General features: G+C 66.8%; 11 protein-coding genes. 3 read left to right on the top strand and 8 right to left on the bottom strand.

The window, feature by feature from the left end; translation table 11 throughout:
* Positions 1-67: 67 nt before the first annotated feature.
* The 8 genes from OG417_RS44920 to OG417_RS44885 form a co-directional block, all read right to left on the bottom strand.
* Positions 68-457, bottom strand: a complete 390-nt coding sequence (locus tag OG417_RS44920) for a TadE family protein (protein WP_329242900.1) — start codon at positions 455-457, stop codon at positions 68-70.
* Between the two features lie 18 nt (positions 458-475).
* Positions 476-670 carry a hypothetical protein gene (locus tag OG417_RS44915; protein ID WP_329242897.1) on the bottom strand — a complete coding sequence of 65 codons (195 nt, stop codon included), beginning with the start codon at positions 668-670 and terminating at the stop codon, positions 476-478.
* Between the two features lie 39 nt (positions 671-709).
* Positions 710-1,591 (bottom strand): type II secretion system F family protein, encoded by an 882-nt coding sequence (locus OG417_RS44910; RefSeq protein WP_329242894.1) that lies wholly within the window; start codon positions 1,589-1,591, stop codon positions 710-712.
* Entirely contained in the window at positions 1,588-2,451 is an 864-nt protein-coding gene (locus OG417_RS44905) for a type II secretion system F family protein (RefSeq protein WP_329242890.1), read from the bottom strand. The genes OG417_RS44910 and OG417_RS44905 overlap by 4 nt, the downstream gene beginning before the upstream one ends.
* On the bottom strand, positions 2,448-3,722 hold the full coding sequence (locus OG417_RS44900) for a CpaF family protein (protein ID WP_329242887.1): 1,275 nt from the start codon (positions 3,720-3,722) through the stop codon (positions 2,448-2,450). Before OG417_RS44900 ends, OG417_RS44905 begins: the two co-directional genes overlap by 4 nt.
* 122 nt (positions 3,723-3,844) lie before the next feature.
* The gene (locus tag OG417_RS44895; RefSeq protein ID WP_329242884.1) at positions 3,845-4,639 is read right to left on the bottom strand and encodes a hypothetical protein; all 795 of its coding nucleotides are present in this window, start codon (positions 4,637-4,639) and stop codon (positions 3,845-3,847) included.
* Positions 4,639-5,358, bottom strand: a complete 720-nt coding sequence (locus OG417_RS44890) for an SAF domain-containing protein (protein WP_329242881.1) — start codon at positions 5,356-5,358, stop codon at positions 4,639-4,641. Before OG417_RS44890 ends, OG417_RS44895 begins: the two co-directional genes overlap by 1 nt.
* Positions 5,359-6,158: 800 nt before the next feature.
* Positions 6,159-6,611 carry a hypothetical protein gene (locus OG417_RS44885; protein ID WP_329242878.1) on the bottom strand — a complete coding sequence of 151 codons (453 nt, stop codon included), beginning with the start codon at positions 6,609-6,611 and terminating at the stop codon, positions 6,159-6,161.
* 270 nt (positions 6,612-6,881) lie between these two features.
* Between OG417_RS44885 and OG417_RS44880 the strand changes: the two genes are divergently transcribed.
* From OG417_RS44880 to OG417_RS44870, 3 genes are all read left to right on the top strand, one after another.
* Positions 6,882-9,797 (top strand): OmpA family protein, encoded by a 2,916-nt coding sequence (locus tag OG417_RS44880; protein WP_329242876.1) that lies wholly within the window; start codon positions 6,882-6,884, stop codon positions 9,795-9,797.
* A 655-nt stretch (positions 9,798-10,452) separates the two neighbouring features.
* A complete protein-coding gene (locus OG417_RS44875) occupies positions 10,453-11,334 on the top strand; it encodes a hypothetical protein (RefSeq protein ID WP_329242873.1) in 882 nt (293 codons plus the stop codon).
* 914 nt (positions 11,335-12,248) lie between these two features.
* Complete coding sequence (locus tag OG417_RS44870; protein WP_329242870.1) at positions 12,249-12,590, top strand: hypothetical protein; 342 nt, start codon at positions 12,249-12,251, stop codon at positions 12,588-12,590.
* Positions 12,591-12,651: the final 61 nt, after the last annotated feature.

Below are 12,651 nucleotides of genomic sequence, written 5' to 3'. Positions count from 1 at the left end.
CGGTCCGGACGGCCAGCGTTGGTCTGAGTTACTGCCGATGACTTGAGCTTGGAGGCGTACGCGGGCATTACCGGCCTCCTGTCTCTGTGGTGAAACGTTCGACGGGCCCTCGTGCGACTTGGTCGATGTTCAGGTGGAGGCCGGGGACGAGTGAGACGGCCTGGCCACGGACATGGATCACGACGGTGGTCGGGGTACTGCCATGGGTGTCGGCGGAGGGGCCGAGAAGGAGGCCGCGGCCGGAGGTCCGGGCGAAGGTGATAGCGGTGGTGGCTCCTTGGGCGGGGTTGGCATGGTAGGCGCGGCCGGTGCGGACGCCTTCTTGCGCGGCGGCCAGGGCGATGTTGCGGGCGTGGTACCACAGCGCGGCGTTGATGGTGAGGAGCACGCCGAGCATGGCGACCGGGAAGGCAATGACGATTTCGAGTGTGATGCTGCCCGTGTCGCGCCTGCGCATGGTCGGTGTGCCTCCGTTCTATTGGACCTGGTTGGCGTGGCTGTGGATGGCGGAGACGATCTTGGTGGCAGCCCAGATGGCAGCGGCGAACAGGATGCCGATGATGACCATCCACTCCAGCGTGATGCTGCCGCGGTCGTTTGCGCGGCGACGCCAGTGAGCGAGGATCGCGCGGAGGTAGGCCAGTTCGGGCGGGAGGATGGGCATGCGCATGCGATGGTGGCTCCTTCCGGAAATTGTCTGTCTCTTGGGTTAACCGCCGACGATTCGGGCGTAGGCGGGGTAGCCGAGCAAGATCAGATAGCCGAGTACGGACAGAGCGACGGGGACCGTCATGGTCTCGGTGCGGGACTTGGCGCGAGCCAGGGCTTGGGCGAGTTGCTGCTCGCGAAGCGAGGCGGCCTTGGCGGTGAGACTGTCGAGGATCTTCGCGCCCTGGGTGCCGGCCCGGCGGGCGATCGCTGCGGTGTCGGCGAGTTCACGCACTCCGATTCGGTCGGCGAGTCGGGTGAGCTCGTCCCAGGGGTCGCGGGTGCCGCGGCTGGCCGGGTCCAGGGTGGCGGCGATTCGGGCGAAGGCCCATCCGTGGCAGATGCGTGCGGGTGTTTCGAGGGCTTCGCCGGGTCCGGCTCCGCCAGCGCGGGCCATTTTGATCAGGTCGAGGTAGGCGATCAGCGCGGTGGTGAAGTCTTCGCGGGCTTCGCGTGCTTGGCTGCGCAGGGCGATGTCAGGGCCGAGGAACATGATCAGGGCGTAGCCCGCGGTGGTGCCGGTACTGACCAGCCAGGGCACTGGCGGCATCAGCAGCGTCCACAAGATGGCGGGTACGGCGAGCCCGAACAAGGTCATGGTGAGTTTTTGGACCAGATATCCCTCGGGGGAACGTCCGAGCAGCGCGAGGTCCTTGCGCGGGATTCGGACGTCGATAGCCGTTCCGGCGACGCGTGCGGCCATCCACCGGCCGAGCCATGCCCGTAGATCGGCCGAGTTACGGTCGGGTACTCCTCGCTGGCTGTGCGGGGCGGCGTGGTTGAGAACGGCGGTGAGAGCTGGAGGGGCGGGGAACAGTTCGCGGGCGATGAGGAAGATTCCCAGTCCAACGACTCCTCCGGCGGCGAGGATCTCGGCGATCACCGGTGTTTCCTCCCATCGGTCAAGAACCGGCGCCCGGGCGGTGGGGTGGTGAGCCGGTGCAGCCACCAGATCGCTCCCGCGTACAGGGCGGCGACGATGACCAGCATCAGCTGGCCGGTCGCGGTGCCGAAGGGCGCGACGTAGGGCCGGTTGATGACGGCGAAGCCGACAAAGATCGCCAGCGCGGCGATCACCCAGATCGCCGTAGTGCGGTGGGTGGCACGTTCGGCGTCGACCTGTCGCTGCATCGCGACGTCTTCCGCGACGGTCTTGGCGAGCGCGGTCAGTACCTCACGCAGTCCCCGGCCGCGCATCCGTGAAGCGATGATCATGGTGGCGGCGATGGTGTCGGCGACCGGGTGGCCGAGTTCGTCGGCGAAGGCGCGTACGGCGTCTTCGGTTGCCACGCGGTATTCCAGGCGGCGCCGCAGCGCGGTCACCTGGTCGGCGATCGCGGTGGGAGGGTCTTCGGCCGTGGTCAGCAGGGCGTCTTCGATGCTGGTTCCGGTGGTGAGGACGTCAGCGAGTTGGCGGGTCCAGGTCTCCAGCGCTTCCAGTCGTGCGATGCGCTGCTGGGCGGCTCGGCCGCCCAGCAGCCGCGGTACCGCGATGATGGCGGCGGCCACGGCGATACCGGCCACGGGCCAGCCGGTCAGCGCCCAGGCGCCGATCGCTGCGCCGATGACCGCGACCGTCTCCGCAAGTGTGCGTCGAGATCGCCACCGCAGTAGCCGCCGGCGGGGCCGGCCGGTCGGCGGTAGCGGAAGGAGGTCGGTGCCGGTGAGTGCGGCACCGATGACGATGACGCCGGTGATGATCAGAGCGCTGGCGAGTGTGGCGATGAGGGGGGTGCTGGTCATTGGTACTCCCAGCCGAAGTAGGACGGGTCGAACCCGATCGCCTCAAGGTCGGCAGCGCACTGCGGCAGGGTGTGCGGTACCGCCCGACCGTCGGGTCCGGGGACATAGACCGGGGTGGTGGCAGGCTCTTCGGTGTCCGCGGGGGGCAGAACCTCGAGCACTTCAGACACATAACGGACGTTGGCGGGCCGGCCCTGGTGGTGGAAGGTTTCGTGTCGCAGGTGGACGACGAAGTCCACGGCCATCCCGGCAAGGCGGTAGAGGGTGCCGGGTGGGTAGGTGAGGCCGCCGGAACTGGCGAGAATCAGCATCCGGGCGAAGACTTCCCGCGCCGAGTCGGCGTGGATGGTGCACAGGGAGCCTTCTCCGCCGGTGTTCATCGCGACCAGCATCGGGACCAGTTCGGGCCCAAGAACCTCACCGACGATGATCCGTTTGGCGTTCAGTCGCAGGGCATCGGTGACCAGGTCGCTCACCGAGATACCGCCGATCCCTTCGGCGTTGGGCTCACGGGCTTCCAGCGCGACGATGTCGGCATGGCGGTGCGGCAGCGTGTGGAGGAACAGCTCGTGCTCGTTCTCGACCGTGACGATCCGCTCCTCGGGCGGGAAGTCGGCGGCGAGCGCGCGGGCGAACGTGGTCTTGCCGGCCGACATCCCGCCGGTGATCACGATGTCTTTGCGCGCGGCGACGCAGGCGCGTAAGAACTCGCGCAGACCGATGTCGAGGGTGCCGGCCTCCACCAGCTGGTCCAGGTCGACGTCGAGCATCCGGTGGCGGCGGATCGACAGCACCGGCCGCGGGGTGACCGTCATCATCGCCGTCAGGCGGGAACCGTCGGGTAGGGCCAGGCGGAGCCGCGGTTTGGCGGGGGAGAAGTCACGGGCGGTCTGGCCTTGGTAGGCACCCCATCGGCGGATGAGCTCGACCAGTTGGGTGTCGGAGTCCGCGACGGGTTCGGCGAGTTCTTTGCGGCCGTCGGCGTAGTTGATCCACACCTGGTCGGCGCCGTTGACGTCGATGGTCTCGATCTGGGGGTCTTCGAGTAGCGGTTGCAGGGACCCGAGCCCGAACCGTTCGTTATAGACGGCGTAGACCAAGCGGCTTTCCAACTCGGCGGTGAGGGTGTACCGGCCGGTACCAGCCTGGTCACTGATCCAGGTGCGGACTTGAGCCTCGATGAGGTCGCGTGCCTGCTCGGGTGTCGTCTCGGCCGTGATCTGGTCATCGAGCGCCTGGTTGATGTCGCGGACCGCCGTGCGCAGAACCACCTCATCAACACCGGCCCGATCGCCGGCGCCCTCGACCGCGTGGCCGTTGAGGGCTGCTGGCCGGGGGAGTCGTCCGGGCCAACTGGTGGGACTGTCGTCTGAGGGCCACAGCGATCGCCCGCTCATCGGCGTTCCTCCCGCACGGCTCGTCGGGGAACGAAGATTCGCCGTCGTTGTCCCGCGGCGAAGTTCGCGGCGGCCTGACCGGCGGCGCTCGCGGCGCGCATCAGCGGGCTCACCTCGATCCGTCGCCGGGCCCAGTCGCTGCCGCCACCATCAGACAGGATCTCGGCGGCCCTTTCGTCGACCGGGAAGGTGAGGGTCAAGGCGAACTCGCCGAGCGCGGCACGGATATCGCGCGGCGTATAGGGGCGATCGCCGATGAGGCACAGTCCGAGCGGGGCGCCGGCCCCCAGCGCTTTGCGGAGTCGGGCCAGCCGCGGCCGGGCCGCGACGACCTGGGCGAGGGTGGGCCGCATGACCAGCAGCACCAGATCGGCGGCCCGCAGCACAGCGAACGGCTGCTCGGGGCCGATCGGCCCGGTATCAGCCAGCACGGTGACCGGCAGATCGGCGAACGTCGCCGCCAGGGTGTCCCAGGTACCGGCCGACAGCTCGCTGGAGGAGAACGGATCCGACAGCCCGGGCAGCAGTAGCCGCTGCCGGGCCGTGTCCAACGCGATGGTCTGGTCCCACAGTGCCTCCGCAGTGGCGGCCTGGCCATGGACGGCGGCCAATGCCAGCTCCCACAATCCGCCAGCGGGTGGTGCCTGGTAGCGGAAGTAGCCGCGCATGATCTTGCCTCCAGCCGGGGAACACTCGGCCAGCAGGACACGGTCCGGCCAGGTCAAGGCCATCGCGAAGGCTGTGGTCGTGGCACCGGCAGCGTCGCCGGGACTGGTGATGGCGATCAGCATCACCGCGGTGCCCGGGAGGTAATGACGAAACCGATCCGCCCCATCGAGGCCTGTTGCACGACCGCCGGGCCCACCTGGGCGTCGACGACCAGATCGACCCGTACGTCACCGTCGGCATCGGGACTGCTGACCCCGTCCACGCTCGCCGGCGTGTTCTGCGTCAACGGCGGGGAACTCCCGCCTGAGGCGCCTTGGTCCTGGCTGTCCTGCCCCGGCGTGGCGATGACCAGGACCTGGTCACCGGGCTGCAGACCGCGCGCGGGAAGCTGGTCCAGCTTGACCGCGACGGGCACGACCTGTTGCCCGGGCCGCGGAGAGACCGCACCGGTCAGCTGGGACGCCGCCAGCAAGGTTCCCTTGCGAAGGCCGACAGCGGCATACCGCCCCACAACCTGGCGCAGCTGCCGACCCGGGATGACCGTGACCGACCCGTCGACCGCCACCCGGGTCGTGGCCACGTCGGCGGCGCTGAGCTGGGTGCCGACCGGCACATCGCGGGCCACCACGATGACGGCGACCCGATCGCCCATCCCCGTGTAGAGGTAGCCGGCGGCCAGGGCACCGGCGAGTACGAGCAGGACGCCGAGCACGAGCATCCGGCGCCGTCGTTGACGCGGCAGCGGCGGCAGCGATCCCCGCCCGGCTCCGGGCTGACCGCCCGGAGAACGGGTCGGACCGTCGAATTCCTGCACGTAGGTGCGGCTGGATTTCCCTGCCATCTGCAATCTCCGTCAGTTCGTGACCGCCTGGCCCTCGGCGACTCGCACCGCGAAGGTGCTCGATCGCGACAGAGCCGGCAGGGCTCCTCCAGACCCATCAGACCCAACCCATGTCCCCGCCCAGGTCACGGTGGCGGTGACCCGGTAGGAGTTATCGGGCAGTCCCGCGGAGGAGCGCCGATAGGTGTAGGAGCAGTCTGAGTTCTGTCCTGCGGCGGGCCGCCCGCGGTGGTAGGCGATGCCCGGCCCATGACATGTCACGGTCGGCTGCCCTGCGCCGGGGTTGATCTTCAGGCTCGTGGGCCGGGCGGTTACCTCCGCCCAGACGCCGCCAGCTTGGGCCCGATTGTGGTGGCTGCTCCAGTTGCGTACCCAGAACCATTCGGGCAGTCCGACGAGGCCCTCGGAGCCGCGGGGAGGCGCCGTCGCGACCTGGGGCGCGGGAAGCCGCAGCCGCTGCCAGGCGGTGGCGGCCAGCTGCGCGGGGGTGATCCCTGGGGCAGGAGGTGCGTCCGCCGGATCTCCTGGGACCGGTATGGCCGAGCACCCCTGGATTCCCATGCGCCAGACGCCGCAGATGGACATCTTGTCCGGACCGGAATGGCCTGGGCTCCCCCTGTTGGCAGAAGACCCTTCATCGCCGTCTGCGCTGGGCGCGCCGCCGCTTCCTGGCTGCCGAGCACCGTAGGAATATCCCCAGTTATGCGCGGTTGGCGGTATCGGATCTCGTGGCGTGGCAAAAGCTGGCGCGCTTTCGATACCTAACAGTAACGTGCTGCCCGCGAGACAACATAAGGTCCTCAGCAGTGGGTGAGGGGTGCGAACTTGCTGATGCGCCATCGGCCATCAGATCCTCGTACAAGCGTCGCTCGAAGATAATCGTGGGAAACTCCGCGACTGACGGCTTTACCAGTGCTGCGTTTGCGGATCAGCGCCTGCGTGGCGTCCTGGCAGTCCCACACCGTCGCGGTCCCGGAGCTCAACTGCACCCTCCGGATATGGACCACCACGTAGCCAGTCGACGTCAGATCCTTGCCATGAAGATCATCAATGCCGCGAAGCGCGGTACCCAACTGCGGATCGGTTGCGTAGTCCGCTAGGAGCTCACGGCGTTGAGACTCACTGTCTGCATGCTCTGCCCTCGGCAGGGCCGCCCAGTACTGGGTGTAGCTCTGACGGATCGCGTCCTCAGCCGATGTCGGCGAGGGCGAGGCGGCCTGCGGCTTCGACGGCGACGTCGTCGGCAGCGTCACGTCCTTGCGTCCGTCGCCGCACGCGCCGGCTAAGAGCGCAAGGAGAAGGGCAACACCACCGATCCCCGCGGGGGTGGTGCTGGTGCGCAGAGGTCTGTCAAGACGGCACATGGTACTTGCGAGGTCAGACTGTCAGAAGTGAGTCAATCTCGGTCGAGAGGTTAGTTATCTTAGACATGCGATGGAGGTGGCGCAATAGTATTTGCGTCGCCAACGTTCGCCGGTGCGGACCTATGGGACAAATCGACGCTAAATGATCTTTGGGTGCCTATGAAACGACAGCAGAGTACGTCGTCGAGACGGGGCATCGGCAGAGTCCTGCGTGGCATGGCTGCGGCAGCCACCTTGATCGCGATTACTGTTGGGCTGCCCTGGCTGTTCCTAATCGTCTCCGGATCTCCGATCCCCGATCACATTCCCCGCTGGAGCCAGGCGTTGGCGGCCCTGTCTCATCGTGACGACGGGACCCTGCTTCTTGTGGCGGTGAAGTACCTCGCCTGGCTCGCCTGGGCCATCTGGACTGGAACAGTGCTGCTGGAGGCTGGAGCCCATATCGCGGGACGGCCTGCACCACATATCCCCGGCCTCGGCGGCCCGCAGCGCCTGGCCGCGTTACTGATCACCAGTCTCGGCGTGGCCGTTATCGGAGCGATGACCTCGATCAGCCGCGGCACCGCTCTACCGACGACAACGCCACCAGGCCTTGCCGCCGACGCTCCGCCGCACCACGGTACGCCCGTCCTGCGGAACGTCGCGGCAACCGAACCCACACCGGATTCGCACTCACCCCAGGTCGCCCCAACTACTCCTCCGGCTGGGAAACGACCACTCACTGTGCCGGCCGATCTCAGGACGTCGAGGCGACCTGGGCACCGGCATACGGTCGTGCGGTTCGCATTCGGGTCGGCCGGCCTTGCCCCGGATGCGCGCCAGGCGATCGCCGCAGCCGCCCGTGACATCGCCGCCCACGCCGATGCGACACAACCGATCGTGCTCGTCGGCCACACCGATTCCCTCGGCTCGGCTCCGTACAACCAGCACCTATCGCTGCGTCGAGCCCAGACCGTCCGGGAAACCCTCGCTCAAGCCTTACCACCGGGCTTCCGCTTCCAGATCAGCGGCCGAGGCGAGAGCGCACCGCTCGGGCCCGAGCACCATCCCGACGGCACTGACGACCCGGCCGCACGCGCCCGCGACCGCCGCGTAGAAATCAGCTACACCCTCGCCGCCCCCGACACGCCACACACCACCCCCAGCCAGGCCAACCCACGCCAAGGCGAACCGCCGGCCGCCACAGCAACCCCTTCCACGCCGACACCGGAACCGACCAGCCCGCGCCCCCCGGCGCCACCAAACCCGCCGCAGACGACCGCGCCGACCCACGCGCCGACAACAATCGATCTGCCCTCCGGCGCGATGGTGGGCCTGTCGTTCGCGGCAGGCGTTGGGACAGCCCTGGCCGCCTCCCGGCTCCACCGACGCCGCCGCCACCGCACCCCCGCCACCGGGCCCGACCTATCCGCCACCGAACCACAACCGAAGCCGGCCGTACGGGCTCTGCGTCGCGCCGACCTCGCCGCCCGCCAAGGGGGACACCACGACCACGCCCAGGCACCGCCGCGCACCGACGCTGAGCGCTTGCACATGTTCCCGGTCGCTTCCAGCGGCCAGGTCGTGCTGGGCGTCCGCGGCGAGGAGGAGACCACGGTCCCGATCAGCGGGCTCACCCTCGGCCTCACCGGACCCGGCGCCGATGCCGCAGCTCGCGCACTGCTTCTGGGACTCCTAACTCACGCAGGCGATAACAGCATCGAACTCGTGATCCCACGCGGCGACGCCATGCGCCTCCTCGCGCTAAGCCACCAAGAACTCCAAGAGACGGCTCGGCGCATCCGGGCACTGCGGATCACCACCGACACCGAATCGGCGGTCCGCCTCCTCGAATCCGAACGCATCCACCGCGCGCGGCTCCTGGACACCGCCACCGATGGCCAGGACCTTGCCACGCTACGAGCCGATGACCCCACCGAGCCCCTGCCCTACCTCCTCCTGGTCACCAGCACCAGCCAAGAACACCAACGCCGCCTGGAAGCCCTCAGCACCGCATCCTCCGAATACGACATCGCCGTAGTCACCCTCGGGACCCATCCATCAGGACCCGACCTCTCCGTCGACGAACACGGAAACGTCATCCCAGCCGACAGCGGCGACACGCACTGGCAGGGACTTCGCCTGTTCCACCTCACCGCCACCGACGCCCGCCAAACGCTCGACGTCATCCGCAGCGCCCACGGCGAACCCGAGTCCGCGCCCTCGCCCACGGAACCAGACCTTGCTGCGCCCTCACCACCGACTCCGCTGCAAGAGGCCAACACCTCTCAACACCATCCCGCGCACCTCCGCGTACTCGGACCACCCACCCTCAGCGCCGGCGGCAGCGAACTGTCGACCGGAATCCGCGGAAAAGCCCGCGAACTGCTGACATTCCTCGCCGTACACTCAGACGGAGCATCCCGGGACGCCATACTCGAAGCGCTTTGGCCGGACATCGACCAGCGCCACGCCGTGATGCGATTCCACGCAGCAGTAAATGACGTACGCAGGGAGCTACGCCGCGCGAGCGGGCTCACCGATCAGAGCTTCATCACCGTCGTCGCCGACCGATACCGCATCGACGCCGAACTCGTCGGCGTAGATCTATGGCATTTCCGCACTGCTCTTCACAAAGCATCACGTGCGCCCGACGACCGCATACGCGCCGGCCTCCTCCAAAACGCGCTTGACGCCTACAAAGGCGAGCTGGCCGCCCAGCAACCCTATGAATGGATCGAACCGGAACGCGAAGCCCTGCGCCGTCTAGCAGTGGAAGCCCTTACTCAACTTGCCTCACTCCACGAACCGGACAAGCCCGAGCAGGCCCTCGCCGCGCTCGAACACGCACGCAGCCTCGACCAATATGGCGAGGAGATCTACCAGCGCATCATGGAGCTACAAGCGCGCCTGAACCGGCCCGACGCGGTCCGCCGCACCTTCCGCCTTCTAGAAACCGCGCTGGAAGAGCTTGACGCAGACCCAAGTGAAGAAACACGTCAACTTCTGTGGCGGCTAAAGATTCCACGCGCCAAACATCAAAGCGAACCCGACGCCACTAGTTCGCGGCAATGGCGTGGGCGACACGATACCTAAAGCGCATATTATATAGGGTGCACGCCCCGCGAGTAAGCGGAGCAAAACTCGCCGGGCAGGCATGGCGTGGCGAGATGCCACCTGCCTGCGAACAAGTGTTTGTGCGATCTACTAATTAACAACCACGCACTGATGACGCTCGAGGTGTCGGGGTGTCGCATGGATATAGAGTCATTGGCCCAAGATGATCCGGCTCGCTATAGCAATTGAGTGACCGTCCCAATCTCCCTGCCGATAGGACACCTAATCGCCCTCCTGCTTAAGAACGGGAGTCTTGGGGTGGTCTATAGCCGCAGGTCGGCAGGGGTGTCGGCCCAGCCGTATGCTGTTCCGACTGGTAGTCCAGGATTCTAGAAAAGGGCTGTATTTTTGGTGGCTGATTTTATGTGCTCGTTTATGTATGTGGCGTTGGTGCTTGGTATGGCGAAAGCTTATTTATGCTGGCAGGCGTATTGTCGGCGCTCATCGAGCATGGGGGCTTAATGGCCTGCGGTGTGGAAAAGTGTGCTCCTTGTGATGGCCTGAGTCGGGTACATAAATGTAACCCTCTGCCTTAAATTGAGGTGCCGGGAAGTGTTGTACGTGTCCGTGAAGCGAGGTTGAATGGTAGGTGACAAAGGCACGGTATTTGATGCGTAACCGTCAAGCTTTACGGTTGCGCATCACGGAACAAACGATCGGAGAGGTGATCGTGTCCAACTGGATTCCTGGACGGGCAATTCCGGTCAACGTCCCTGGGGAGGATCTCACCCCTGAGGACATGTCAAGGGTCACCGCTGATGACTGGGCGGACCTGCGGAGGATGGCGCGCGGTTACTGCCGTACGGTGGACGCGACGCGATCACGCAAGCGGTGCGACGGTAGCGCGACGATCACGCGAAGCGGCTACGGACTCTACGGCACGGACGACGTGTCGGACGACGTCACGCAGGATGCAGTCTTGTTGTTCGCGCGACGTCTGCGGGATGTTCTCAAGTCCTGTCCAACGGCATCGGTGTGGATCGACACGCGCGAACCGGCATCGTGGGAGTACCTCCGCAAGGACGGTCGGACCATGATCATCACACGGGCGACGCTCCAGCGTTGGGCGGTGCGCGACGCTGCGGCGCGCAACGGCTACCGACTCGACGTCCCCCCGGATGAAGTCATGGAGACGCCGGGTGTGCAGCGCATGCGCGGCGTTCCGCACGCCGAACACGTGACGGCACTGGCGACCGCGACCGGTGTCTCACAGCTCAGCGAAGCGATCATGCGGAACGCGTGGGGGGATGGGAGCGATTTCCCCACACTGGCAAAGGTTCTGTTCGTCGGTAACGAGGCGGACGATCTTGGGCGCGCGGGAGTGCTGGCCACGGTCGCGCAGGCAGAACACGGCGGGGCGTACGGGTCACGTCGCAACGTCCGCCGGACACGCGACAAGGCACGGCGGGAATGGGAGACGCTATCAGAGCGTCTGGACCAGACACGCGAGGAAATGATTCACAAGGGCATGCGCCCCAGTGAGACGCCCAAGCGGACGGGGGAGGGTACCGAGTAGAGGGACGAAGGATCACGGCATAGAGACCCCCTAGGGGCGTTCCTAGGGGGTCTCTGGCATTCCCGGGTATGGACGGTTCGACCGATCCGGTGCCCGTATTAGAGTGAGAGCGCGTTTGGCGTTCGCGCGGTCAACGCGTGAGCTTGCCTCTGCCTCTCCGCTCTGTGTTGCTCGCGTGCGTTAACGTGGGCATTCCGCTAGGTCGTCGCCTAGCGGTGAATCGATGCGGCTACCGCAACGTGTCGTATCGTCGCGCGGAACTATTTTGAATGTCGCGGACGGTTCGGCCATTCCGGTGCCCGTATTAGAGTGAGAGCGCGTTTGGCGTTCGCGCGGTCAACGCGTGAGCTTGCCTCTGCCTCTCCGCTCTGTGTTGCTCGCGTGCGTTAACGTGGGCATTCCGCTAGGTCGTCGCCTAGCGGTGAATCGATGCGGCTACCGCAACGTGTCGTATCGTCGCGCGGAACTATTTTGAATGTCGCGGACGGTTCAGCCATTCCGGTGCCCGTATTGAAGTGAAAGCCCGGCATGACGGTGCACGCGCCAAAGCGGTGCACGGTCGTGCGTGAGCGCACCTAAATGTCGCGGTCACACCGCTTATCGACGGTGGCGCCGGTGCGCACGGCGGGCAGCGGCCCCCCGTCGGGGAGAGATGCGTCCCGTTCTCTCCGGCGGTACACATCGAGCACGGGACGCCCACTCCCGTCCCCGGCGCGCGGTCTTGCGGGGCCGAAGACCACGCACCCGGGCGGGGCCTGGACAAGCAGTCTGCCCGGCTGCCGGCACTGGAGGAGTAGACCGCCGGCGGACCGGCTGTCGATATCACGAATGCAGCTCCTGGGCGGCATTGTGGACACGCCCCCTGGATGTGGCCTGGGCACAGGGCCTGGGCCCTGCCCGCTCAGGAGGCTGATGTGAGTCTCAACCAGGCGTTGGAGAACCTGATCAAGGACGAGTTGAAGGCAAAGACGTTCGCCTCGGGCTCGAAGGGCTTCCACGCCACCGGGAAGATCGTCGGTGATGACGGTGCCCGGTACCAGGCGCAGGCCCAGGCCGTGCTGATCGGGAGCAAGGACAACCCGAAGGTCAAGGTCAAGGCCACGCCGCAGGAGGCGATCGCCGCTCTGGCGGGCGTTGCCGACAGCCTGGCGCCCAAGAGGTTCCGTACCGGCAGGACCGGCTACTACGCCACGGGCAAGACCGAGATCGCCGGTCAGCGTTTCCAGGTCCAGGCCCAGGCCGTCCAGCTCACCTGACCACGCCGCGTGGGCTCCGGGGATTCGCGTGTCTCCCCGGAGCCTCGGGTTCGTTCCCGAC

The sequence above is a fragment of the Actinoallomurus sp. NBC_01490 genome (assembly GCF_036227085.1).
GTDB lineage: Bacteria > Actinomycetota > Actinomycetes > Streptosporangiales > Streptosporangiaceae > Actinoallomurus > Actinoallomurus oryzae.
The sequence above is the reverse complement of the archived record's forward strand: the minus strand, read 5'-3'. Positions and strand labels throughout refer to the sequence as shown.